The sequence below is a fragment of the Bacillus sp. LBA3-1-1.1 genome, from assembly GCF_040676495.1.
GTDB lineage: Bacteria > Bacillota > Bacilli > Bacillales > Bacillaceae_G > Bacillus_A > Bacillus_A nitratireducens.
Genome location: NZ_JBEGIB010000018.1, coordinates 276,480 through 299,831 on the forward strand (window position 1 = coordinate 276,480; position 23,352 = coordinate 299,831).

The window sequence follows — 23,352 nt, forward strand, 5'->3', positions numbered from 1 at the left end:
CCCAGCACATAGCTGGGACTTCTCTTTATCTGTTCAACACTTCAATATACGAAGCATCCCCAGTTGTTCGAATTGTAGAGCGGAAATTGTTGTGTTCTAACGTTTCAGCAACTTGTTTTAATTGCTGTGCATCATCATGATGAATGAGTAAACTATCTGCACCACTTTCTTCTATATGAATATGCTCAACATTTCCAATCGCTTCATGTATAGCTTTTAAAAATTCAGGTTTCATATTGTCCTCCTATATGTATGTAACGTCGTTAAATAGTATTTCCTTATTTTTGAAATATAAAAGTAAATGAAAGGAGAAATGAAAATGAATATAGCACAGTTTAAAGAACATATTACATCACTTTTTGAAGAACACCTTAATAAATACGGTGATGATGAGTATGGCTTCACTCACATTAGTAAAGAGGAATTTCACAAAATAGGTTACACGACAAATTTGACGCTAGAGACAATTGAAGAAGCATATAGAAATGGTGTCGATATGATAGTTACACATCATGCGCCGTGGAGTTTTTTATTCGGTATGGAAGAGGCTTGTATTGAGAAATTAAAAGAATATGAAATGAATCATTTTTGGATTCATTTGCCATTAGATTTCATAAAGTTTGGCACGTGTACGTCGTTGTTTAATGAAATTGAGATACATACAATACTGGAGTACTCCACGTATGAGGAAGAAGAGCTACCGGGAATAGGAGAATATAAAGAAGCGATTCCCTTTTCAAACTTAGTTGGAAAACTTGAAGAGAGAATGGAAGAGAAAGTGAAGAGTTGGAAAAATCATGATAAACCAGTAAAGCGGATTGCGATTTTAACAGGTGCAGGGAACAATACAAATCTTATTGAGCGTGCACTAGAAAAAGGTTGTGATACGTACATAACAGGAGAAAAAACATTATATACGGTGCAACATGCGAAATTTAAAGGCATTAACTTAATTGTAGGTAGTCACACATTTACAGAAGTGTTTGGTGTAGAAAGTTTGGCTCGTAAGATAAAAGAAAGAGATAATTCAATAGAAATTACTAGATTAAATGAAGATCATTTGGAGTGAGGGAAATGGTAACTATATATGCAAATTATGGGGAATCAAAAGTGAAGTTAACGTGGAAAAAAGATTGTATATTGCCAGAATACGAAAGAATTACGAGTGTTCACGGTTTTTGTTTTCATAATAATAATAAGATTTTACTAATAGACCATGAGCAGCGTGGTTGGGACTTTCCTGGTGGGCATATAGAAGAAGGGGAACTACCAGAAGAATGTTTTAAAAGAGAAGCGTGGGAAGAAGGTTATGTAAAAGGAAAATGTACTTTATTTGGATATATTATCGTTGACCATAGTGATAATCCAAATTGGAATAAAAATAGTCCGTATCCAAAAGTAGGGTATCAGCCGTTCTACCGGATGGAGATTAATGAAGTGCATAAGTTTGACGGTGAGTATGAATCCGATAAAAGGATGTTTGTTAGAGTAGAAGAGAGTGCAGCGCATCATTATAAATGGAATGAATTATATGATGAAATCTTGAAGGAAGCCGTTTTAATAAAATAAAAATTAATTTCTGCAATATTAAGATGTTAGAAGGGATTCTCTTGCGATTGTCAAATAATAGTGAAGCTGTCTTTTGAATTGAGGGAATCTTCAGATACGAGGGTGAGTGAATGGACATTTCAGTAATCGCTGAACAACTAGTTAATGAGAAGGTTATTTCACATTATCCAAATAGCATGAAAGTTTTGAGCGGAGGAACGACAAGTACTGTATATTTGTTGGATGGAAAATATGTTGTGAAGTCAAATGGATCGGAAGTAATACGTGAAGAAGCTAATTTTCTTTCTTTTTATGAGGGGAATGCGTTGTTTTCAAAGCTTTTGTATAAAGAACCTTTACATACATATTTCGTGTATTCTTTCCTTGAAGGTAGTACTTCGTGCGAACAAGGATATAAACGAAGTACGCTTATTACACTTGTAAAAGAAGTTATCAATAAGTATAAATTTGTTCCAGGTGCAGATGGCTGGGGGTGGAAAGAAAGTCTGGTTCAATCTTGGAATGAATTTTTAACGGCAAATGTGATGGAAGCTTATGAAAATGTAAGACGTTACATAAGTGAGGAAGAGCATAGAATTGTTCTTAAACTAGCGAATAGTCCAAATAGAGGGACTGGAATAAATCAGCCATTTTTATTACATGGTGATTTCGGGTTTCATAATTTTATATTCCAAGAGAATGAGCTGTATGGAGTAATTGATCCATTACCAGTGCTAGGAGATCCTATATATGATTTAATTTACGCGTTCTGTTCAACTCCAGAAGATGTAACAAAAGAAACGATTGATTATGTGATGAAACAATGTGTATTTCATAAAAACGAACGAGATTTATATGAGGAAATAGTCATAGGTTTATATTTACGTATAGATACCTGTATAAGACACCACCCAAAAGATTTAGAAGATTACTTAGTAGCTTGGCGTTATTGGATAGGTGAAATTGAGCTAGCTTTTTAGCACAAATAATTTTGGGGAGATAGTGAAATGAACATTTCAGAAGCAAAAAGAGATTTAGCACAAAAAACGAAGAAGGGATTTCCTGTTATAATAGCTGGTCTTTTATTTTGGATTGTAGCGAGCGTAACTGGTGTTCTTCTTTCAGAAAAGCAAGTTGTGTGGGTATATTTAATTGGTATGGGCTGTGTGTTTCCTTTCGGTTTAATGATAGCTGCTATATTAAAAATTGACATGTTTGCGAAAGGAAACCCGCTAGGGATTTTAGCTGGAGTAATTGGTGGGATAAATGTATTGAATATTCCGTTTGTATTACTTGCATATTTTCAATTTTCAGAGTGGTTACCTTTTGTAGTAGCGATGTTAATAGGTGTTCATTTTTTACCATATGTATGGATTTATGAAAGTAAAAGTTATGGTTTTTTATCAGTAGGAACTGTATTAGTAACGTCAGTATGTGGGATTCTTTTTGCGGAAAAAGGATTTATTGTAATTCCGATGGCAGTTACAGTTGTCTACTTTATTACTCTTATAAGCATATCACTTGAAAATAAAAAAGCAGAAAATGATCAACAAATATCAGCTTAATAAAAAATTAAAGGGATAGGGGAATAACTATGAATAATTTCGTTTGTACAACGTGTGGCGTGCAGTATGCAGCGAGTGTGGAAGAACCGGTAAGTTGTGTTATTTGTGATGAGGAGAGACAATATGTTAATCCGAAAGGGCAGTCATGGACAATTTTAGAAAACTTGAGAACGAGTGATACGTATAAAAATGAAATTATAGAAGAAGAAAATGGACTGTATAGTATTACGACAAAACCAGGATTTGCGATCGGTCAAACGGCATTTGTAGTAAAAACAGAGTCATATCGTTTGTTATGGGATTGTATTACTTATTTAGATGACACGACAATTGAGAAGATAAAAGAGTGGGGCGGATTAGATGCGATTGCACTATCTCATCCGCATTATTATTCAACCCAAGTAGAATGGGCAGAGACATTCGATGTACCAATTTATATACATGAAGACGATAAAGAGTGGGTGATGCGTCCAAGTAGTCGTATTATTTATTGGTCTGGTGAGTCTTTACAATTAGCGGATGGGATTACTATACATCGTCTCGGAGGGCATTTTAGTGGCGGTTCTGTATTACATTGGGAAGAAGGTAATGATGGGAAAGGTATTTTATTAACAGGTGATATTATTCAAGTTGTAGCGGATGAGCGGTGGGTGAGTTTCATGTACAGCTATCCGAACTTAATTCCACTACCAGCAAGGAAAGTGGAAGAAATGGCGAATCGAGTGAAACCGTTACAATTTAATCGTCTATATAACGCCTTTCACCGAGTAGTAAAAGAAAATGCAAATGAGGCAGTTGAACGTTCTGCGGAAAGATATGTGAAAGCGGTAGAAGGAAAGTTGTTTCATACGTAAAAGGAGTGTAGAGTAATGAAAACGTTAGTATGCTTTGGTGATAGTATTACAGCTGAAGAAACGTTTTTTTGTGGAACGCCGAGGTTAACGCCACGTTTGCAAGAGCTGTTTCCAAATTGGAAAGTGGTTAATGCGGGTGTTCCAGGTGATAATACGTTCGATGCGTTACATAGGATTGAAGGTGATGTATTATCACATAAACCAGACTTTGTAACAGTTTTTCTTGGTACGAATGATTCGGTGTTATTTGATCCAGTGCCATTACAATCTTACAAAGAAAATTTAGAGAAAATTGTAAGTGCGATTTCATCAGAAAAAGTATTACTTATTAGTCCTGCACCAGTTGATGAAGCAAGGCAACATAATAGAACGAATGAAGTACTCGGTCAATATGCAAATATGGTTGAGGAAGTGGCGAAAGAAACAGGAAGTCATTTTCTAAATTTGTACGCTGAAATGATTCAAGAAAAGGATTATAAGAGATTTGTAGAAGATGATGAAAAAGACGGTTTACACTTCGGACCACAAGGTTATGAATATTTAGCGAAGTTAATTTGTGAAAAGTTAAAAGGGATTTTGTAGGAAGCAAAGCGTGGGCGCTTTGCTTTTTTTGTATTCACATAAGTAAAATATAGTATCTTTTCGCAAGGGCATTGTAGCACTGCAAAAATGCAAACACCTTAATATATTTTAATTAATCAAGGAAGTAGACAATTCCTGTACTAAATGTTTAATACCTATAGCACTTTAAAGTACATACATTTTTAACGTGTTAAATATAATTCATAATAGCACCATTAAGAAGCAAACAAGCGTTACGGTACTATAGAGTCTGGTAATTCTAAAAAGTGCCAATGTGGTATAAGACAATTAGGGAGGTTAAAGATATGAGTACTTTAAATTTGAGTGAAATAAGTAAACAAATATTAATAGAGGAGGAAACACTTCAATTTTCCTCCTTTACAAATGAAGATGCCTTGCAATTAGGTTTATTTATCGTTGAAACAGCAAAGCGAGAGGGGAAATTGATTGCTGTTGATATAGCAAAAAATGGTGTGCAATTATTTCATTTCAAGATGACAGGGACAACTGAGGAAAATACGAAATGGATTGAGCGTAAAAAACGGGTCGTTTCCCTGCATAATCATAGCTCGTATTATATGCAGATAGAAAGTGAAATAAGCGGAGTTCCATATCATGAAAAATACCGTTTAGATGGCTCGGAATATGCTGCGTTTGGTGGATGCTTTCCTATTCAAATAAAAAACGTAGGGGTTATTGGGATGATAACAGTCTCAGGATTACCACCAGAAGTAGATCATGAATTGGTTATAAGAGCAGTTAAAAATCATTTAAATCAATAATAGAAGTAATTTAAAAGGTTAAATAAAAAGGCAAAAATGAACATATTCCTGTTCGTTTTTGCCTTTTTATTATTTATTTAAGGAAATGGACATGGAGATGATATCCCTAAAAGTACAAAGAGAATGTAGCGTGGATTCTAAGGGGCTACGTTTTCCTAGTAAACAACCATTTAAAAATATTACGAAATAAAAAATCTTCAATTCAAGACACTTTTCTTGACGATAATAATCTATGTAGTTAATATGATAGATATAAAATAACTTAATTACTTTTAATAATTAAGTTATTTTATGTAAGTTCAACTAAGTAAGTAGGATGTGGGGAAAATGCTTTGAATTGCCACTATTAATATTGGGGACAATTAGAAAGCGACAACTATAAAAAATTAGAAGTTAAGAAGTAAGATTGGATCAACAATAATAGTAGCTTCTGTACAATGCATTTTTACTAAGGTGGCAATGACTATACATCACGAGGAGGACTGAAATTGGAATCGATGACCTTTGTTTTATTTGGAGCGACAGGGGATTTAGCGAAAAGAAAAATTTACCCCGCGCTATATAACTTATATAGAGATCAAAAGCTTCCAAAGCCAATATCCGTTATCGGGCTTGGAAGACGTGAAGTATCTCATTTAGATTTTCAAAAAAGAGTAAAAGAATCCATAGAAACTTTTTCTCGTCGCAGAGAAGAAGGCACTCCGAAAATAGAAGATTTTTTAGAGTATTTTCGTTATTGTCCGTTAGATGTGAATAAGCCAGAAGACTATAAAAGGTTATTACAAGTAGTTCGTGAAAGGGAAGAAGAACAAAATATACAAGGGAATAGAATGTTCTACCTTTCAGTTACTCCTGACTTCTTTGAGACCATTGCTTTAAATATTAAAGAAAGTGGACTGGATAAAACGGATGGATGGAAGCGCCTAATGATTGAGAAACCGTTTGGTCATGATCTTACATCTGCTCGAGAGCTGAATGATAGGCTTAGTCGAACGTTTGAAGAAGACGAAATATACCGTATTGATCATTATTTAGGTAAACCGATGATTCAAAACATTGAAGCGCTAGAATTTGCAAATCCTGTTCTTCAATCGATTTGGAATAAAGAACATATAGCGAATGTACAAATAACAGCTAGTGAAACGGTTGGGGTAGAAGAAAGGGCAGCATATTATGATCATGCAGGAGCCATTCGCGATATGGTTCAAAATCATATGTTGCAAATATTAATGATGACTGCTATGAATTTGCCGGAAAAGATAAATGCATGTGAAATTCGTGAGGAAAAGCGAAAAGTAATGGAGACTCTTCGTAAAGTGACAAAAGAAGATGTTCAGAACCATATCATTCGCGGGCAATATGCTTCAGGGGAGGTAAAAGGACAACAAGTTGTAGCGTATAAAGAGGAGCCGGGAGTAAATCCTTCTTCTCAAACAGACACATTTGTCGCGGCTCGCCTATGGATTGATAACCCATTTTGGACTGATGTTCCTTTTTATATACGAACAGGAAAAAGAATGAAAGAAAAGTCTACTCGTATTGTAATTGAGTTTAAAAATACATTAAAACAGCAATATCAAGATAGTAACCCAAATGCAGAACCTAATTTGTTAATCATTGAAATTAGCCCAAATGAAAATGTTTCACTCCAATTAAATAGTAAAAATCCATTGAACAATGGAGAGCTTGAACCGATCCGTATTCATTTTACTTGTGAACAAACAGGAGTGGGAGTACCGGAAGCTTATGAAAGACTCATTTATGATGCTGTATGTGGAGATTCAACATTCTTTGCACACTGGAGAGAAGTTGAATTGTCATGGGAATGGGTGCAGCCAATACTTGAAGCGTTCGAAGAAAACTTGTTACCTCTTCATGAATATGAGTCTGGCTCGTATGGTCCGGATGCTGCTCATGCTCTATTACAAGAAAGTGAATTTAAATGGTGGTTAGATGAGGGATTGAAAAAATAAGTACATTCTTATAAGTAAAGCAATATGACAAAAGATATTCATCATTTTATTAACATGTATTTATGATGAAAGGTAATTCAAGGAGGAATTATATTATGAGAGTAGGATTAATTGGTTTAGGTAAAATGGGATTAAATTTAGGGAAGAATTTAATTGATCATAAACATGAAGTAGCTGCATTCGATTTAAATACGAGTGCAGTGGAAGAAATGAAAGCGTATGGGGCTACAGGTACGTCTAGTTTAAACGAACTTGTTCAATCATTAGAATCACCAAGAATTCTATGGGTTATGGTTCCGCACGCTGTTGTTGATTCTGTTATTAATGAGATTACACCTCTATTATCAAAAGGAGATATTTTAATTGAAGCCGGTAATTCACATTATAAAGAGTCTATTCGCCGATATGAGCAATTAAAGAAAGATGGCATTCACTTTATGGATGCAGGAACTTCTGGCGGAATGGAAGGTGCTCGTAATGGTGCTTGTTACATGATCGGAGGAGACCAAGAAGCTTGGGACATCGTTGAACCTATTTTCCGAGATACAGCTGTAGAAAATGGATACTTATATGCTGGAAAAGCTGGTAGTGGTCACTTTTTAAAAATGATTCACAACGGAATTGAATACGGAATGATGGCTGCTATTGGTGAAGGATTTGAGGTTTTAGAGAAGAGTGAATTTGACTACGATTATGAAAAAGTATCAAGAGTATGGAACAACGGTTCAGTCATTCGTTCATGGTTAATGGAATTGACTGAAAATGCATTTTCTAAAGATGCAAAACTGGATGAAATTAAGGGCGTTATGCATTCTTCTGGTGAAGGGAAATGGACAGTAGAAACAGCATTAGACCTTCAAACAGCAACTCCTGTTATCGCGATGTCTTTATTAATGCGCTACCGCTCATTAGACAATGATACGTTTACAGGAAAAGTTGTAGCAGCTCTGCGCAATGAATTTGGCGGACATGCAGTAGAAAAGAAATAAACATTTTAAAATTATAACTCGTTAGCGTTAAAAAAATGGAGGGAATGAATCATGAAGTTTTTTATTGATACTGCAAATCTTGAGGACATAAAAAAGGCATATAAACTAGGGGTTTTAGCTGGCGTTACAACGAATCCTTCTTTAGTAGCGAAAGAGGGCATTAAGTTTGAAGACCGTATTGCAGAAATTTGTCAGGCAGTACCTAACGTTGAATCTGTTTCGGCAGAAGTAACTCCAGATGTTGTTGCAGCTGAAGAAATGATCTCCCAAGCAGAAGAACTAATTAAAATTAACGGTGGTGATAAAAACATCACGATAAAACTTCCGATGACACTAGCAGGATTAGAAGCTTGCCGCTACCTTACTGAAAAAGGTGTGAAAACGAATGTTACACTTATTTTCACTGTGAACCAAGCACTTTTAGCTGCTCGAGCAGGTGCAACGTACGTCTCTCCATTTTTAGGACGCTTAGATGATATTTCTGAAGATGGCGTATTATTAGTTGCTAAAATTGCTGAATTATTCGATGTTCATCAATTAGATACACAAATTATTGCGGCTTCTGTCAGACACCCAGACCATGTCACTCGTGTAGCGATGGCAGGTGCTCACATTGCAACAATTCCTTATAAAGTCATTGAACAACTTGCTATGCATCCACTAACAGATCAAGGCATAGAAAAGTTTGCTGCGGATTGGGCGAAGGCGCCTAAGTTATAATGAAATGAAGATTTCACTTTTCAAAATAGCACTATAGTTATGAAAAGGACCTCCTTATGAGAGAGAAGTTTATTAAAACGTAGCTCTCATAAGGGAGCGTCTTTTTTGTATACATCATGGTGCTCTTTTGTTATAGGAATAATTTGAAAGGGGTTACATAGTGAGCTCGAAATATATGATTGGTGTAGATATTGGGACAACTAGTACAAAATCAGTTTTGTTTTCGATTGATGGATCAATTATTGCAAGTCATGGGATTGAATATCCTTTATATTCTCCCGCACCAGAAACAGCAGAACAAGATCCAGAAGAGATTTTTCAAGCGGTCATACATACGATTAAAGAAACTATACAATCAAGTAATGTGCAGCCAGTTGATATTCTTTGTGTTTCTTTTAGTTCGGCAATGCATAGTGTCATTGCTGTAGACGAAGCAGGGAAGCCGTTAACGAGATGTATCACTTGGGCAGATAATAGAAGCGCAAGCTGGGCAGAAAAAATAAAGAATGATATGAATGGTCATGAAATTTACCTTCGTACTGGAACACCAATCCATCCTATGTCACCACTTTCGAAATTAGTTTGGCTTAAGAATGAACATGATGAGTTGTTTGCAAAAAGCTATAAATTCATCTCTATTAAAGAGTATGTTTTCTATAAGTTATTTAAGGAATATGTAATTGATTATTCTATTGCATCAGCAACAGGAATGTTCAATTTGAAATCTTTAAAATGGGATGAGGCAGCTCTTCGTGTTGCAGGAATTACCGATGAAAAGCTATCTACAGTTGTTCCAACGACGCACAGTTTAATAGGGATAAATGAAGAACTTGCAAGAGAGATGAATGTACTTGTTACTACTCCTTTTATAATCGGTGCGAGTGATGGGGTACTATCGAATTTAGGTGTAAATGCAATAGAACCTGGAGTAGTTGCTATTACAATTGGTACGAGCGGTGCAGTGCGAGTTGTCACAAATCATCCTGTAACGGATCCGAAAGGTAGGACTTTTTGTTATGCGTTAACTGAGGACCTTTGGGTAATTGGTGGACCGGTTAATAACGGTGGTATGATTTTTAGGTGGGTTCGCGACCAATTATGTACGTTAGAAGTTGAGCATGGGAAGCGTTTAGGAAAAGATCCATATGAAGTGCTTACGGAAATAGCGGCAAAAGTGAATCCTGGATCTGACGGTTTATTATTTCATCCATATTTAGCAGGCGAAAGAGCTCCTTTATGGAATGCGAATGCGCGGGGATCTTTCTTTGGGCTTGGGCTACATCATAAGAAAGAGCATCTTATACGTGCTGTTTTAGAGGGAATCATTTATAACTTGTATACAGTTCTTCTTGCGTTAAAAGAACTAATTGGCGAACCGAAAAAAATTCAAGCGACAGGTGGTTTTGCAAGGTCAGAACTTTGGAGACAGATGATGGCGGATATTTTTCATCAAGACGTATACGTTCCTGAAAGTTTCGAAAGTTCTTGCCTAGGAGCGGCAATCCTCGGTTTATATAGCTTAGGTGAAGTAGATACATTACATGTAGTTTCTAATATGGTAGGTGCCAATTTTTATCATGAGCCAAACATGGAAAGTGTGGAGAAATATAAAGATTTAACACCGATCTATATTCGTTTGGCCCGTCACTTGGAAGAAGAATATGAAAGTATAGCAGCTTTTCAGAAAAAGTGGGTTTAGAGGCTATTTGGCAGAAAAATATGGTAACGTATAAAGAGGTACTCCGATTTTTTAGGATATTCTTTCAATGAAAAATAGTTTTAGGTTGCTTAAAAAGAAGTATGATGAACAAAAACTATAGGGAGAGGGTTATGAAAATGACGGAAAACAAAGAGCTTATTGGATATGTTGGAACTTACACGAAAGAAAATAGTAAGGGGATATATACTTTTACTTTACATACGGAAGCACAAAAAGTTAGTAATGTAACACTTGCGGCTAAGCTGGATAACCCTACATATGTAACGATTAGCAAAAATAATCAATATCTCTATTCTGTTGTTAAGGAAGGCGAATCTGGTGGTGTAGCTGCTTATTCGATTAATAGTCATACTGGAGAGTTACAGGCGAAAAACAGACAAGTAGTAGAAGGGGCTTCGCCTTGTCATATTAGTGTGGATAGTGGAAACCATACGGTAGTTACAGCAAATTACCATAAAGGAACGATTGAGTCTTTTGTAGTAAATGAAGAAACTGGAACTGTAAATGCTGCCAAATCTATTGTTACACATGAAGGTTCAGGTCCAAATAAAGAAAGACAAGAAAAACCGCATGCACACTACGCAGGGTATACCCCTGATGAAAAATATGTAGTGGGTGTTGATTTAGGGATTGATAAAATAATTACGTATGGAATAAAAGATAGTACATTAAAAGAAGTGAATAGCTTGTCTGTGAACCCAGGAAGCGGTCCAAGGCATATTACTTTTCACCCGGACGGAAAGTACGCTTATGTGATGACTGAACTTAGTTCGGAAGTCATTGTGTTAACATATCATCCGGAAGAAGGGTCTTTTACAGAGTTGCAGTATATTTCTACTGTTCCAGAAGAGTTTGATGGAAATAGTCAAGGAAGTGCTATTCATATTTCTTCTGATGGCCGTTTTGTATATGTAGCGAATCGTGGTCATAATAGTATTGCTGTTTTCAGTGTGGATCAAAATTCAGGTCAGCTTACATTTGTGGAACATACATCTACAGAAGGAAATTGGCCGAGGGACTTTGTGTTAGATCCTACTGGAAAATTTCTTATTGCTACAAATGAAAAGTCACATAATCTTGTACTATTTTCAAGAAATGAAACGACAGGGAAGTTAACACTGTTACAATCTGATGTTGTTGTACCAGAGCCTGTTTGTGTGAAGTTTTTAAACGTTTAATTTGTGATTAGTAGAATTTCTATATACCCCAAAAACAGAAAAAAGCAAAGCGATATCGCTTTGCTTTTTTCTATTTCTTCTTCGGCCTACGTACTAGTTCGCCGCCACAATTCGGGCAAACGTTTTGTCTTTCCTCTGTACATGGTGCACAAAATGTACATTCATACACGCATATGTATGCTTCAGAATCAGGCTGAAGGGAATGGTCGCAAATTTGACAGTTTGTTTTCATTTCTAATGCCATTGTAATCCTCCTCGTTATTTGAAAGTTCTTAATTTAATTATAATTAATATTGTAGTGGGTGTCCTTTTTAAATGAAAAGAAATAGATGGATTATGTTGTTGTTTGAAATGAAATAGGTCCATTTGTTTTAAAATTGATTATTTAGTGCAGTTGGAATATTATGAAATAGTCAAAAGACAACAGGGGGTATATATTTTGACTAATCATAACGACTATTTTCGTGTAGAAGAGGATGTAAATTACAATAGTTTAAAAGCGGATTGTGAAAAATGTTTTGGATTATGTTGTGTGGCATTACCGTTTGCAGCATCAGTAGATTTCGCGGTGAATAAAGATGGTGGTAAACCTTGCACAAATTTACAATCAGATTATAAATGTAGTATACATAGAGATCTTAGAGGAAAAGGCTATAAAGGTTGTACAGTATTTGAATGTTTCGGTGCTGGGCAAAAGATTTCTCAAGTTACGTTTAAAGGAATTGATTGGCGGACAGATGCCGAGCATGCGAGAGAAATGTATGATGCTTTTCCGGTTATGCATCAGCTTCATGAAATGCTGTGGTATTTGAATGAGGCTATTCTATTAAAGGCGACACAGACAATTCATAAAGAGCTGAAGGAAGCAATTGAAGAGACTGAGCGTCTTTCTAATTTAAGTCCAGATGAGTTAATGGAAGTAAATGTGCCATTACACCGAGCGGAAGTGAATGTTCTCCTTTTAGAGACGAGTGAATTAGTATGGAAGGAAATGAATGCTGCACGTAAAAAACGAATCAGTCACCGAGGGGCAGATCTTATGGGAGCTAACCTTAAAAAGAGGGATTTACAAGGAGCAAATTTAAGAGGAGCTTATCTTATTGCGGCTAATTTACGAGATGCAAATTTAAGGGGAGCGGATCTCATCGGAGCAGATTTGCGAGATGCAGATATTCGCGGGACGGATTTTACAAATAGTATTTTTCTTACGCAAGTTCAAATTAACGCGGCGAAAGGGGACAAACATACGAAATTGCCGAAATTGTTGTCCCGTCCATCGCATTGGAGTGCGTAAAGAGTATGGAGTGAAATAGTTTGGATATGTTTCAGTATTTAGAGGAAATGCAGGAAGATGTATTTTCGTTATCAGTATCTCAAATAGAATCGAAGTATTATGATATTTGTCGCACACTAGCGTCAAGTGAGGATGCGGAGCGCATTAAATTGATTCCATTAGATTCATACAGGGAAAGTATGAGGATAGGTTTGAAAGAAGCTTTAGAAATTACTGCAAGTGAAGAGGTAAAAACAATTTATTTTGAGTATGATTTGGATAATGAATGGAATAGTCAGTTCTATGTTTGTGACGATTATATTCCACTTGAGGAAGAGGATGATGATTGGGCTTGTGAATGGACGTATGATATTGAGGGACCGAGGTCAGTAGAATTAGCAGGTTTGTATGCTGAAAATGGCTTTGATACAAATGAAAAGGCAATTGGTATTACTTTATATTTAATTGCAAGAACAGTGTGTAGTTTTATAAGTGCATGTAGTGGATTACAAAGTAATATACCAATTTGCATCGGTTTTCACGACCAAGAGCCAATTATGCGAACAGGCAGAGACTAAGTCTCTGCCTGTTTTTTATACTATTTTTGCTTTTCAAAAGTAGTAATTATAACACTACATATAATAAGGATACCACCAATGAAAAAGTTACTGCTTAACGTCTCATTTAATAGGAGCCAGCCAAGTATTGAACCGACGATAGGTTGAAAGAAGAAAAATAATGAGCCGATGCTAGCATCCATTAATTCTAATCCTTTATTCCAAAGGAAAAATGCACCTGCAGTTGAGACGATTCCTAAATAGAGTACGCCCAATACTACATACATGTTCATATGTTCAATAGGATTTGTTTGAACTTCCCATACCATAAAAGGTGTAATGAAAAAGAGTGAAAAAAATATTGCGTACGTTGTAATAATTAAAGATGAAAATCGAGCTGAAGCGATTTTTACATAAATGGACAGTAAAGCCCACGTAATAGCAGCTCCAACTAAAATGATTGAACCGATAAAATAGGAGCCGATTTCAATATCCCATCCGATAACGATAATGACACCGAGTGTCGCTATTATAGTTGATAAAAGTCTACGAGTAGTTAGTTTCTCTTTTAAAATGAGCGCTGCAAATATAACCATAAATGCAGGTGTAGCTGATGTCACTAAGGAGCCTGTATGAGCATCGGATAATTTCGTTCCGATAAATTGACATGTGATTGAAATGAAATACCCGATGAATCCAATCCAAGCAAATAATAGCCAATCTTTTTTGTGGATGGTTACTTTTTTCTTTTGCTTTTTTTCAGTTATTTTCAAAATTACATATAAAACAACAAAAGCGATAATAAAGCGTAGCCAAACGAGTGTAAGTGGCGAGATAAAGTCGAGTACGTATTTACTAACAACGTACATACCGCCCCATATACTTGCTGCTAGAGATAAACATATAGCACCTAAAATTGTTTGTTTCATTTGAATTACCTCCGTCTATTTTTAGGGTTATGATTTATTCCCTAAGACGAGGCATAGTGCACTTGTTATATGAATGCCCGTCTTAGATTATAGACGGACTACAGGTTGATCGTTTTCGAATGAAGTGTTGTAGTACATGAGCGTAGTCTCCTTTCTTTTTTTATAATGACATTATAACTTAATTTTCTGATTATTGTAGAGTGTTATGAAAAATATTGCTATTAAGTTGCATGCCAGTGATTATCCGGATCCAATTCGTTTAGAGAAGGGAGATCTTGTTTCTGTTAGTGAAAAGCATAAGGGACCAAAAAAGTTGGATAACTGGGTGCGTTGTTCGGAGGAGAATTATAATAGGAAAGGCTGGGTACCAGAGCAAATAATAAGTAAGTGTACAGATGAAAGTGGAGTTATTATAAAGCGACATACTGCAAAAGAATTACAATTGAGTAGTGGAGAAATACTAATTGGGTTAGCAGAACTGAATGGATGGATTGGTTTGAAACGGTAAATGGTGAAGCTGGATGGGTACCGAAAGAAAATTTGCAGCAATAATAGGACACATATTTTTGAATAGTATAAGATGAGACGTGAAATTGTGTATAAATTGTGAATAACAAACCGTCACGTTTGACTGTACAGTTTATGTATTGTATGATTGTAGTAATATAAACAAGGGGGGAAGATCGTTGGGAAGGTGTATCGAATCGGACAGTTGGCTCTCATGGCTCACGTGTCGAAACGAACGATTGATTATTATACGAATCTAGGTATCTTAAAAGCGGAGCGATCTCAATCTAATTATCGCTATTACGACGAAACAGCATTTGAGACATTACAATTTATTGAGAAGTGCAAAGAAATGCATATGCCGCTTTGTGAGATTAAAGAGAAAATCGAGGAGAAGAAAAAGCTGCTCGGTATCAATGAACACGTTTCGAAACATGTGAATGAAGTGACAGACCATATTCATAGATTAGAAGCAGAACTAACGGAGTTAAAGCCTCTTTTAGATGAATTGACTGATTCACAACGTGAAAAAATATCGAAATCTTTATCAGGTCAAACGACAGCTTTATTACAGACACTTGCTCTATTATTATAGAATAAGTGAAATCCGACCTCTTTAATTTTTGTATCGGGCTATGTTTTCTAACGAACAAATAAGAAAACATTATAGTATACAGGAGGTGGACACCTTAGTTTTTTTAACTAAGGGGATTCATTGGAAATATTTAATTTAGTCATGGTTGCGATTTTAATCGCATTTACTGGATTTTTCGTAGCAGCAGAGTTTGCGATTGTAAAAATACGTTCAAGTCGCATTGATCAGCTTGTTGCGGAAGGGAAACGCGGCGCATTAGCAGCGAAAAAAGTAACAACAAATTTAGACGAATATTTATCTGCTTGTCAATTAGGTATTACAGTTACAGCGATGGGACTTGGTTGGTTAGGTGAACCGACGATAGAAAAATTATTACACCCGTTATTTGAGAAATGGAATTTAAATCCGTCTATCTCATCAGTATTAACATTTGGTCTTGCATTTATGACGATGACGTACTTGCACGTTGTAGTCGGGGAATTAGCTCCGAAAACGATGGCAATTCAAAAAGCTGAAAAAGTGACATTGTTATTAGCAGGTCCGTTAATGATATTCTATAAAGCTATGTATCCATTTATTTGGGTATTGAATGGTTCTGCTCGTGTTGTAACTGGTTTATTCGGTTTGAAGCCAGCTTCTGAACATGAAGTAGCTCATACAGAAGAAGAGTTACGTCTTATTCTTTCAGAGAGCTACGAAAGTGGAGAAATTAATCAAGCTGAATACAAGTATGTAAATAATATCTTTGAATTTGATAATCGCATTGCGAAAGAAATCATGGTACCGCGTACGGAAATCGTTGGTTTCTATCTTGAAGATTCAGTAGAAGAACACATGAAAGTAATCCAAAATGAACGATACACACGTTATCCGATTTTTGGAGAAGATAAAGATGATATTATCGGTATGGTCAATGTAAAAGATTTCTTTATTCGATATATGAACAACGATAAAGAAGATTTATCATCGATTCGCACGTATATGCGTCCGATTATTGAAGTTATGGAAACTACTCCAATTCATGATTTATTACTGCAAATGCAGAAGAAGCGAATTCCAATGGCTGTTTTATATGATGAGTACGGAGGAACAGCTGGAATTGTAACGCTTGAAGATATATTGGAGGAAATCGTCGGCGAAATTCGTGATGAATATGATGAAGATGAAGCACCACCAATTCAACATGTGAACGAATACCATAAAATTGTTGATGGAAAAGTGCTTATATCAGAAGTAAAAGATTTGTTTGGATTACACATTGAAGAAGACGATGTGGATACAATCGGTGGATGGATTATGATGCAAAATCATGAAATCGAAGAAGGACAATACGTTGAAGCAGAAGGTTATGAATTTAAAGTGTTAGAAAAAGATGCTTATCAAATTAAACGTGTTGAAATTCAAAAAATGGATCATGAACAAGAACAAGAGAAAGCAGCAACTGTGTAAGTTGCTGCTTTTCTTCTGACACATAATAAAATGTGAAATTAGGAGCGGATATTTTGATTCAAGTAGCCTTACGTGTATATCGATTACAATTGTATACAATCTTTAGTGGTTTACTACTAATGTGGGCGATTACTCCATTTGGAAAACAAGTGACAGGGTTCGGTATTGGTTTAGCAGTTAGCGCATATTGTCTTTGGTTATTAGCTCGTAGAGTGGAGAAACTAGGAAGAAGTATCGTGATGAAAGAAAAGGCTCCTGGATTAGGAGTTTTAAACCGATTTGCAGCCGCAATATTAGGGGCTATCATTATGTATGAAATTGAGCATGAAATGGAAATGTGGGCATTTGGTACGGGTATTTTAGGTGGACACTTTTTAATGATTGCGAATTTAGCCTATGCAAACATGCAGCTAGTAAAAGAAGAAGAGAAGCAAAGAGAACAAGCTTCGAAAAACATAGAGCTATGATGAAAGGGACCTAATGGGGTTCTTTTTTTTGTGTTTGAGAATAAATTGCGCAATAGTTAATGTACTATGAGCGATTTAATAATGACAATTGAATTTACGACCCAATATAATACGCCTCTTTTTTAGGTTTTTCAATAGTGTGGAAAAAAATTTGAAAAAATTTAAAAACCCATCGATTTCGAAAGCTTATGTATGTTATCATGACAAAAGAATTTGCGAAAGAGGTGGATACCAATGTTACAAGCTTTACTTATTTTTGTGCTTCAAATTATTTACGTTCCAACTTTAACAATCCGTACGATTTTGCTTGTAAAGAATCAAACAAGATCCGCTGCAGGTGTAGGATTGTTAGAAGGTGCAATTTATATTGTCAGTTTAGGTATTGTGTTTCAAGATTTATCGAATTGGATGAACATCATTGCCTATGTCATTGGCTTTAGTGCGGGACTATTATTAGGCGGTTATATAGAGAATAAATTAGCAATTGGTTATATTACGTATCAAGTTAGTTTACTAGACCGTTGTAATGAATTAGTGGATGAATTACGTCACTCTGGATTTGGTGTTACAGTATTTGAAGGTGAAGGTATTAATTCAATCCGTTATCGTTTAGATATCGTTGCAAAGCGTTCTAGAGAAAAAGAACTGTTAGAAATCATTAATGAAATTGCACCAAAAGCATTTATGTCTTCTTATGAAATTCGTTCATTTAAAGGCGGATACTTAACGAAAGCGATGAAGAAGAGAGCGTTAATGAAGAAGAAAGATGAACATGCATCGTAAAGAAAGGGGAGTAGTGCAGCTTTAAAAGCACGGCATAATCCCCATATAAAAAAGAGAGGAATCTATTTTAAAAAAGATTCCTCTCTTTTTTATATGTTATTTTTTTCTGCTCTTTCTCAGATTAACAATTAACCATACAACTTGAATAATTATTGGTAATATAAATGCAATTAATAAAACGATAAATGCCACTGATTTAAGCTCAGGTGTTTGAGTAACACCAGCACCATCAACCTCTCTTAGCCAAATGATAGCTGCCAATATCCCGAAAGTGATAATCCAAAATATGTTACCAATCCACCAATAAATCCATCGTCTGTTCATATTAGCACCTCTCAGATGTATTCTCTTTTAAAATATATTTTATTCGTTATATTAAAATGCGATAACTATAAAACTACTCTTTTTCAACTGTATATCTAACTTGTTTAAAGGTTACCATGTCTCCATCTTGAGTATCATCTTTCGTTTGTAAAAGTTGGACCCTTGGTTTGTAATCTGTTCTATGAGCATCCTTGATACTCGTAATATCAAGTTTGTAGGATTCATCATTTTTTATTTTTTGTTCAAAGACTTTTTTATTGGCAACGTAAATAAAAGTTACTTTATTTTCATCAATGCCCTCGGTCTTAATTTCTAATTCATTATCTGTTGTTGTAATCATTGGTGTTAATAATTCAATACTGCCGTTTCCAGTTTCTAAAGAATTTTCTGTTATAATTGAACATCCGGATAATATGATTCCGATGAATAGAAGAACAATTAATTTCTTTTTCATAACATCCCCCAATTTCAAGTGATTTTTGATTTTAGTATTGCTAGACTGCTAGTGTGGAACGTAAATGTTTAACTAGCGCTCTTTTTTTAATTGTACCATAATATGTAAATTTTAATAGGCTGTATATCTACTTTAAGTGGGATTGAAAAGTTTATTTATTGTTGTAAATCAGTATTTTTACAGTAGGTATTTATTTTCTTTAGAAAGCGGTGTTACTAAAATCATTACGAATTGGATATCCAAATATATGATGAAATGTAGAAAGGAGAAAGAACTTAATATGAAGCGCTCTTATTTTTATGGAAATTACAATTTTTACATTTTAAAATAATATAGAATAGATGAATTCATTCACTTCGGAGGTAGTTACTTGAACATTAATGAGAAGGCAATTGAAATGTTTGAACAAAATGAATATGAGGAAGCAATGGAACTGTTTCAACAAGCAGTACGTGAATCTAGAGATGTACAATCTCTCAATAATCTTGCTTGGATGTACTTATATGAGGAAGAGAATGATGATAAAGCTCTTGAATTAATAAGAGAAGTTGTTAAGTTGAATCCTTCCTCATACTTTCCTTATAACATCTTAGGAGAAATTTACATGAAACAAAAAAAGTGGGAAGAAGCGAAAGAAGCATTACAAAAATCTATTTCGATTCAACCATCCAATGAAGCATATCACAATGTAGCTGTAGCTCATTATAATCTTGGAGAGCTGGAAAAAGCTTTGGAATTTTTCTTGCGTGTTGCAGGGGATTCGGACTATATAATGTATAACTATGTAAAATGTTTAATTGATTTAGGGCGAACGACAGAAGCGAAAGAGAAGTTAGATGCTTTTAACAGGAAATCTGATAATTTTGTAGGAGAAATTAATGTAGCAGATTTATATGTTGAGTTGAATTGCTATAAAGAAGCAATTGAATGGTTCGAAAAGGGATACAAAGAAGTTTGGAAAAGCCCCAATTGGATTGGTAGATTTGTTTATGCTCTATATAAAGCTAATAATTTCTCCCGTATAAATGAAGTTATACGGGAATCTATCGAAGCGAAGACAGCAGATATAGAAGATGTTCAGAATGAAGAAGTAGAAGAAAACTGGACAGAAAAAGATAAGAAAGAGTTAATTGAGGAATATAAAGAAGAGAATAATTGTTATAAAAAAATGATAGAACGTATCAAATCTGGATATGTTCCAGGTTTAGAATTTGAAACTGATCATATAGGGGCTTGCTATTTGTTTGGTTGTAAAAGACATAATCATCTTGAATATGAAAAATAAAAAGATTCGACTGTCAAACATGATGGTCGAATTTTTTATTATAGGCTGCTTGTCTAAAGGTACCATCTCAATTGTAATGTGTTACAGATGTTTCGTCTCATTACATAGGTATATATCCTCTTTAGAGCCCCCTTTTTTAATATTTAAAATATGGAGTGAAATAAAACCAATAAGTCCTATTCCGCCGAAAATAAGCCATGGTGTATACATTCCGTTTAAGTTGGATGTAAAAGATGTACCGGTATAATTACCGATGATAAAACCAAATGCGAGTGATAGTTGATAAAATCCGAAGTAAGTAGCTGTATATGATTCGTTACTGTAATTTGCAATAGCGATATCAGCGTTAGGTAATACGAGTGTTTCACCGATTGTAAATAAAATTACACAAATAAATAGCCAATATGGGTGTTAAAATAAAGGAATGAGTAAAAAGGAAATACTCATTAATAAAACACCGTACTTAATAATCAAAAGTGTGTTGTATTTATGAAATAGTTTTCGGAATAACACCATAAATATGACGCCTGTTATTGCATTTATCGTAATAACTAGTGTAGCAAGCTGGTTGCTATTACTAATGTTTTTCATATGAAGTGGAAGTGCGACAGTAAGCTGAGTAAACATAATATAGAAGAAAATCATAATAAACGAAAACAAAAGGAAAGATTTGTTTTGTAAGATAGCCTGTAGCCCTAATGTAATAGACGTGTTTTCAGTAGTGACTTGGAAGGGATTTTTAAGTAAGTAAAAGATAAAAGCGAATAACAGCATAAGAGATCCTGTTAGAGAAAAAGCATAGATTGGATCGAGTAAGAGTAAGAACCCTCCTGCAATTGGTCCGATTATTGCACCGCAATTAAAACTAAGGTTTAAATATGTAAATAGATTTTTTCTCATATGAGCTGGTTGTGAGCCGAATATGGCGCGCGCAGCAGGTTCGTAAAATGCAGTTCCGAAGCCAATAAGTGCAGAAGAAATAGAAATTGTATAGAAATCAGAGCATATTCCTAAAGCGATAAACCCGATTCCTCTTAAAAATAATCCGGCTATCATCATAATGATATAGCCTATTTTGTCAGCAATGAATCCTGAGAATAATGGGATAACTCGTGATGTGATTGTCATAACCGTCAACACTGTTCCTACTTGAACAGCAGAAAAATGAAGAAAGCTTAATAGATAAATAGCTAAAAATGCGTATACTGCAAAATACCCAAAAGACATAAAGAATGAAGAAATAAGCATGAAACGTATCGGTATTGAGAAACTTTTCATAGAACTCCTCCTAATATCGTAACCATCAAAATTATTTAATGGTTAACTATTTTATATTATAATTATACATAAAGTCAGAAAAAAGTAAATTTTAAGAAGAAGGTGGATGGAATTGAATCAAAATGCACCAAATGAATTAGAATATATTCGGGAATTTTTAAATACATGGAAAATACCAAACGATACGAGAGAGCCAATTGATATGCTGCAAACAGAAGAGGATATAAAGCTTTTTATGAAAAAATATTTTCATAAAGAGGTTCCATTTCATACGATAGAGGAATTAAAAAGTTTTCGAGAAGATATTCGGTTAACGGTTGAAGGCGAAGGATCATTGCAAAAGTGGTTAGAGAAATACCCATTTCATGTACATGTAAAGGAAGATATGAAAGGTATTACATATGAGCCTGTGCACGAAGAGAATGTATATACAAAAGTATTAAGCATTGTGTTAATGTCAATTCAAGAAAATTTGTGGGGGAGGTTAAAAGCATGCCCAGATTGTCGCTGGGTATTTTATGATCATTCGCGAAATGGAAGTAAAAGATGGTGCGGTATGTATGCTGGAGAAGAAGGAGGAAGAGCGTGCGGAACGATCGCGAAAGTGAAAAATTACCGGGCGAAGAGAAAAGGGAGATCGGGGTATAATGTGTAATTTATAGTAGGAAAAGAAAATGGGATGGGGGAATGTAGGGTATGAAAGGTACACAAATGTTAGCTTTAAATAAAAAGTGTTGGGATACAGTTGCACCTTATTTCTTTCAAGTGGATTGTTTACCGAAATATGGCCCGTATACAGCGTCTGAAGATGAGATTCATTTGTTCGATTCAATCAAAAATAAAAAAGTTCTTGATATTGGATGTGGAAGTGGGCATTCGTTGCAATATATGGCTGAACATGGGGCGGCAGAATTATGGGGTCTAGATCTTTCAAGTACACAAATTAATACAGCGAAAGAAACGTTAAAGTGTTGGAATCCAAAGTTAATATGCGGAGCAATGGAAGAAGAAGGAGATATTCCGAAAGGGTATTTTGATATTGTATATTCCATCTATGCATTAGGATGGACTTCAGATTTAGGAAAAACGTTGGAACTGATTTATTCATATGTAAAGCCAGGAGGAAGTTTTATTTTTAGCTGGGAGCATCCAGTATATTCAAACTTACAGTATGGTACAGAAGAGATTGCTTTAAAGTCTTCTTATCATGAGGAAACTCCTATTACGTTTGAAACATTTAAAGGAGAAAATGTACAAGCGACATTATATAAGAGAAAAATAAGTACATACATAAATATGTTAAATAGAGTGGGATTTACAATTGAGAGAATAGAAGAGCCTGAACCGTCTCGTGTATTTGATGAAGAAGTAGCTACACCTTCTACGAAATATTATTCTTTATATAAAGCTAGAATGGTGCCAACTACTTTTATTATTAAGGCGAGGAAATAACTTGCTGAAAATAAAGAAGCCTATCATTTTATATTTGAAATGATAGGCTTCTTTATGTAAAAAAAATGAGGTTGAATGTGTACTTTTC

At 35.0% G+C, this 23,352-nt stretch carries 26 protein-coding genes and 2 pseudogenes; 22 read left to right on the top strand and 6 right to left on the bottom strand.

Features of this window, described 5'->3' with window-relative positions:
* Window positions 1-25 precede the first annotated feature (25 nt).
* Window positions 26-235: a hypothetical protein gene (locus MRBLBA3_RS16245; protein ID WP_000801638.1), complete on the bottom strand. Its 210-nt coding sequence runs from the start codon at window positions 233-235 to the stop codon at window positions 26-28.
* Between the two features lie 84 nt (window positions 236-319).
* On the opposite strand from MRBLBA3_RS16245, the gene MRBLBA3_RS16250 reads away from it, so the two are divergent.
* From MRBLBA3_RS16250 to MRBLBA3_RS16305, 12 genes are all read left to right on the top strand, one after another.
* Window positions 320-1,069, top strand: coding sequence for a Nif3-like dinuclear metal center hexameric protein (locus MRBLBA3_RS16250; protein WP_363382260.1), 750 nt, complete (start codon window positions 320-322; stop codon window positions 1,067-1,069).
* 5 nt (window positions 1,070-1,074) lie between these two features.
* A complete protein-coding gene (locus tag MRBLBA3_RS16255) occupies window positions 1,075-1,569 on the top strand; it encodes an NUDIX hydrolase (protein WP_000256578.1) in 495 nt (164 codons plus the stop codon).
* A 110-nt stretch (window positions 1,570-1,679) separates the two neighbouring features.
* A complete protein-coding gene (locus MRBLBA3_RS16260; RefSeq protein WP_363382263.1) occupies window positions 1,680-2,528 on the top strand; it encodes an aminoglycoside phosphotransferase family protein in 849 nt (282 codons plus the stop codon).
* 27 nt (window positions 2,529-2,555) lie between these two features.
* On the top strand, window positions 2,556-3,113 hold the full coding sequence (locus MRBLBA3_RS16265) for a DUF7010 family protein (protein ID WP_363382266.1): 558 nt from the start codon (window positions 2,556-2,558) through the stop codon (window positions 3,111-3,113).
* Between the two features lie 29 nt (window positions 3,114-3,142).
* Window positions 3,143-3,967 (top strand): hypothetical protein, encoded by an 825-nt coding sequence (locus MRBLBA3_RS16270; RefSeq protein ID WP_363382268.1) that lies wholly within the window; start codon window positions 3,143-3,145, stop codon window positions 3,965-3,967.
* 15 nt (window positions 3,968-3,982) lie between these two features.
* On the top strand, window positions 3,983-4,549 hold the full coding sequence (locus MRBLBA3_RS16275) for an SGNH/GDSL hydrolase family protein (protein ID WP_363382271.1): 567 nt from the start codon (window positions 3,983-3,985) through the stop codon (window positions 4,547-4,549).
* A gap of 305 nt (window positions 4,550-4,854) precedes the next feature.
* Window positions 4,855-5,331, top strand: coding sequence for a heme-degrading domain-containing protein (locus tag MRBLBA3_RS16280; protein WP_363382274.1), 477 nt, complete (start codon window positions 4,855-4,857; stop codon window positions 5,329-5,331).
* Window positions 5,332-5,819: 488 nt separating this feature from the next.
* On the top strand, window positions 5,820-7,304 hold the full coding sequence (zwf, locus tag MRBLBA3_RS16285) for a glucose-6-phosphate dehydrogenase (RefSeq protein WP_363382276.1): 1,485 nt from the start codon (window positions 5,820-5,822) through the stop codon (window positions 7,302-7,304).
* A 95-nt stretch (window positions 7,305-7,399) separates the two neighbouring features.
* Window positions 7,400-8,293: a phosphogluconate dehydrogenase (NAD(+)-dependent, decarboxylating) gene (gene gnd / locus MRBLBA3_RS16290; RefSeq protein ID WP_001263668.1), complete on the top strand. Its 894-nt coding sequence runs from the start codon at window positions 7,400-7,402 to the stop codon at window positions 8,291-8,293.
* 51 nt (window positions 8,294-8,344) lie between these two features.
* Window positions 8,345-9,013: a fructose-6-phosphate aldolase gene (gene fsa, locus MRBLBA3_RS16295; protein WP_000667685.1), complete on the top strand. Its 669-nt coding sequence runs from the start codon at window positions 8,345-8,347 to the stop codon at window positions 9,011-9,013.
* 157 nt (window positions 9,014-9,170) lie between these two features.
* Complete coding sequence (gene gntK, locus MRBLBA3_RS16300; protein WP_033658511.1) at window positions 9,171-10,712, top strand: gluconokinase; 1,542 nt, start codon at window positions 9,171-9,173, stop codon at window positions 10,710-10,712.
* 137 nt (window positions 10,713-10,849) lie between these two features.
* Window positions 10,850-11,911, top strand: coding sequence for a lactonase family protein (locus MRBLBA3_RS16305; RefSeq protein ID WP_363382410.1), 1,062 nt, complete (start codon window positions 10,850-10,852; stop codon window positions 11,909-11,911).
* Between the two features lie 70 nt (window positions 11,912-11,981).
* Here the strand turns inward: MRBLBA3_RS16305 and MRBLBA3_RS16310 are convergent, their stop codons facing one another.
* Window positions 11,982-12,155, bottom strand: a complete 174-nt coding sequence (locus tag MRBLBA3_RS16310; RefSeq protein ID WP_001162783.1) for a DUF1272 domain-containing protein — start codon at window positions 12,153-12,155, stop codon at window positions 11,982-11,984.
* Between the two features lie 195 nt (window positions 12,156-12,350).
* On the opposite strand from MRBLBA3_RS16310, the gene MRBLBA3_RS16315 reads away from it, so the two are divergent.
* Window positions 12,351-13,205 carry a pentapeptide repeat-containing protein gene (locus tag MRBLBA3_RS16315; RefSeq protein ID WP_000181454.1) on the top strand — a complete coding sequence of 285 codons (855 nt, stop codon included), beginning with the start codon at window positions 12,351-12,353 and terminating at the stop codon, window positions 13,203-13,205.
* A gap of 20 nt (window positions 13,206-13,225) precedes the next feature.
* A complete protein-coding gene (locus tag MRBLBA3_RS16320; protein ID WP_363382281.1) occupies window positions 13,226-13,762 on the top strand; it encodes a hypothetical protein in 537 nt (178 codons plus the stop codon).
* A gap of 20 nt (window positions 13,763-13,782) precedes the next feature.
* Here MRBLBA3_RS16320 and MRBLBA3_RS16325 read toward each other — a convergent pair whose 3' ends face one another.
* The gene (locus tag MRBLBA3_RS16325) at window positions 13,783-14,670 is read right to left on the bottom strand and encodes a DMT family transporter (protein ID WP_000814752.1); all 888 of its coding nucleotides are present in this window, start codon (window positions 14,668-14,670) and stop codon (window positions 13,783-13,785) included.
* 205 nt (window positions 14,671-14,875) lie between these two features.
* Here MRBLBA3_RS16325 and MRBLBA3_RS16330 point away from each other — a divergent pair.
* From MRBLBA3_RS16330 to MRBLBA3_RS16350, 5 genes and pseudogenes are all read left to right on the top strand, one after another.
* Window positions 14,876-15,222: pseudogene (locus MRBLBA3_RS16330) on the top strand (SH3 domain-containing protein).
* Window positions 15,223-15,364: 142 nt separating this feature from the next.
* Complete coding sequence (locus MRBLBA3_RS16335) at window positions 15,365-15,772, top strand: MerR family transcriptional regulator (RefSeq protein ID WP_000285631.1); 408 nt, start codon at window positions 15,365-15,367, stop codon at window positions 15,770-15,772.
* A gap of 120 nt (window positions 15,773-15,892) precedes the next feature.
* Window positions 15,893-17,221: a hemolysin family protein gene (locus MRBLBA3_RS16340; protein WP_000402261.1), complete on the top strand. Its 1,329-nt coding sequence runs from the start codon at window positions 15,893-15,895 to the stop codon at window positions 17,219-17,221.
* A gap of 53 nt (window positions 17,222-17,274) precedes the next feature.
* Window positions 17,275-17,688 (top strand): ATP synthase subunit I, encoded by a 414-nt coding sequence (locus tag MRBLBA3_RS16345; RefSeq protein WP_000616833.1) that lies wholly within the window; start codon window positions 17,275-17,277, stop codon window positions 17,686-17,688.
* A gap of 234 nt (window positions 17,689-17,922) precedes the next feature.
* On the top strand, window positions 17,923-18,471 hold the full coding sequence (locus MRBLBA3_RS16350) for a DUF2179 domain-containing protein (RefSeq protein ID WP_000938445.1): 549 nt from the start codon (window positions 17,923-17,925) through the stop codon (window positions 18,469-18,471).
* 96 nt (window positions 18,472-18,567) lie between these two features.
* On the opposite strand, the gene MRBLBA3_RS16355 is transcribed toward MRBLBA3_RS16350, so the two are convergent.
* Window positions 18,568-18,795: a DUF3923 family protein gene (locus MRBLBA3_RS16355; RefSeq protein ID WP_001082013.1), complete on the bottom strand. Its 228-nt coding sequence runs from the start codon at window positions 18,793-18,795 to the stop codon at window positions 18,568-18,570.
* Between the two features lie 73 nt (window positions 18,796-18,868).
* Window positions 18,869-19,249, bottom strand: a complete 381-nt coding sequence (locus tag MRBLBA3_RS16360) for a hypothetical protein (protein WP_000727880.1) — start codon at window positions 19,247-19,249, stop codon at window positions 18,869-18,871.
* A 370-nt stretch (window positions 19,250-19,619) separates the two neighbouring features.
* On the opposite strand from MRBLBA3_RS16360, the gene MRBLBA3_RS16365 reads away from it, so the two are divergent.
* A complete protein-coding gene (locus MRBLBA3_RS16365; RefSeq protein WP_363382288.1) occupies window positions 19,620-20,534 on the top strand; it encodes a tetratricopeptide repeat protein in 915 nt (304 codons plus the stop codon).
* Window positions 20,535-20,615: 81 nt separating this feature from the next.
* Here MRBLBA3_RS16365 and MRBLBA3_RS16370 read toward each other — a convergent pair.
* Window positions 20,616-21,812: pseudogene (locus MRBLBA3_RS16370) on the bottom strand (MDR family MFS transporter).
* A 112-nt stretch (window positions 21,813-21,924) separates the two neighbouring features.
* On the opposite strand from MRBLBA3_RS16370, the gene MRBLBA3_RS16375 reads away from it, so the two are divergent.
* Both MRBLBA3_RS16375 and MRBLBA3_RS16380 read left to right on the top strand, forming a co-directional pair.
* A complete protein-coding gene (locus MRBLBA3_RS16375; RefSeq protein ID WP_001072927.1) occupies window positions 21,925-22,467 on the top strand; it encodes a CGNR zinc finger domain-containing protein in 543 nt (180 codons plus the stop codon).
* 41 nt (window positions 22,468-22,508) lie between these two features.
* Window positions 22,509-23,264 (top strand): class I SAM-dependent methyltransferase, encoded by a 756-nt coding sequence (locus MRBLBA3_RS16380; RefSeq protein ID WP_000679192.1) that lies wholly within the window; start codon window positions 22,509-22,511, stop codon window positions 23,262-23,264.
* The last annotated feature ends 88 nt before the right edge of the window (window positions 23,265-23,352 follow it).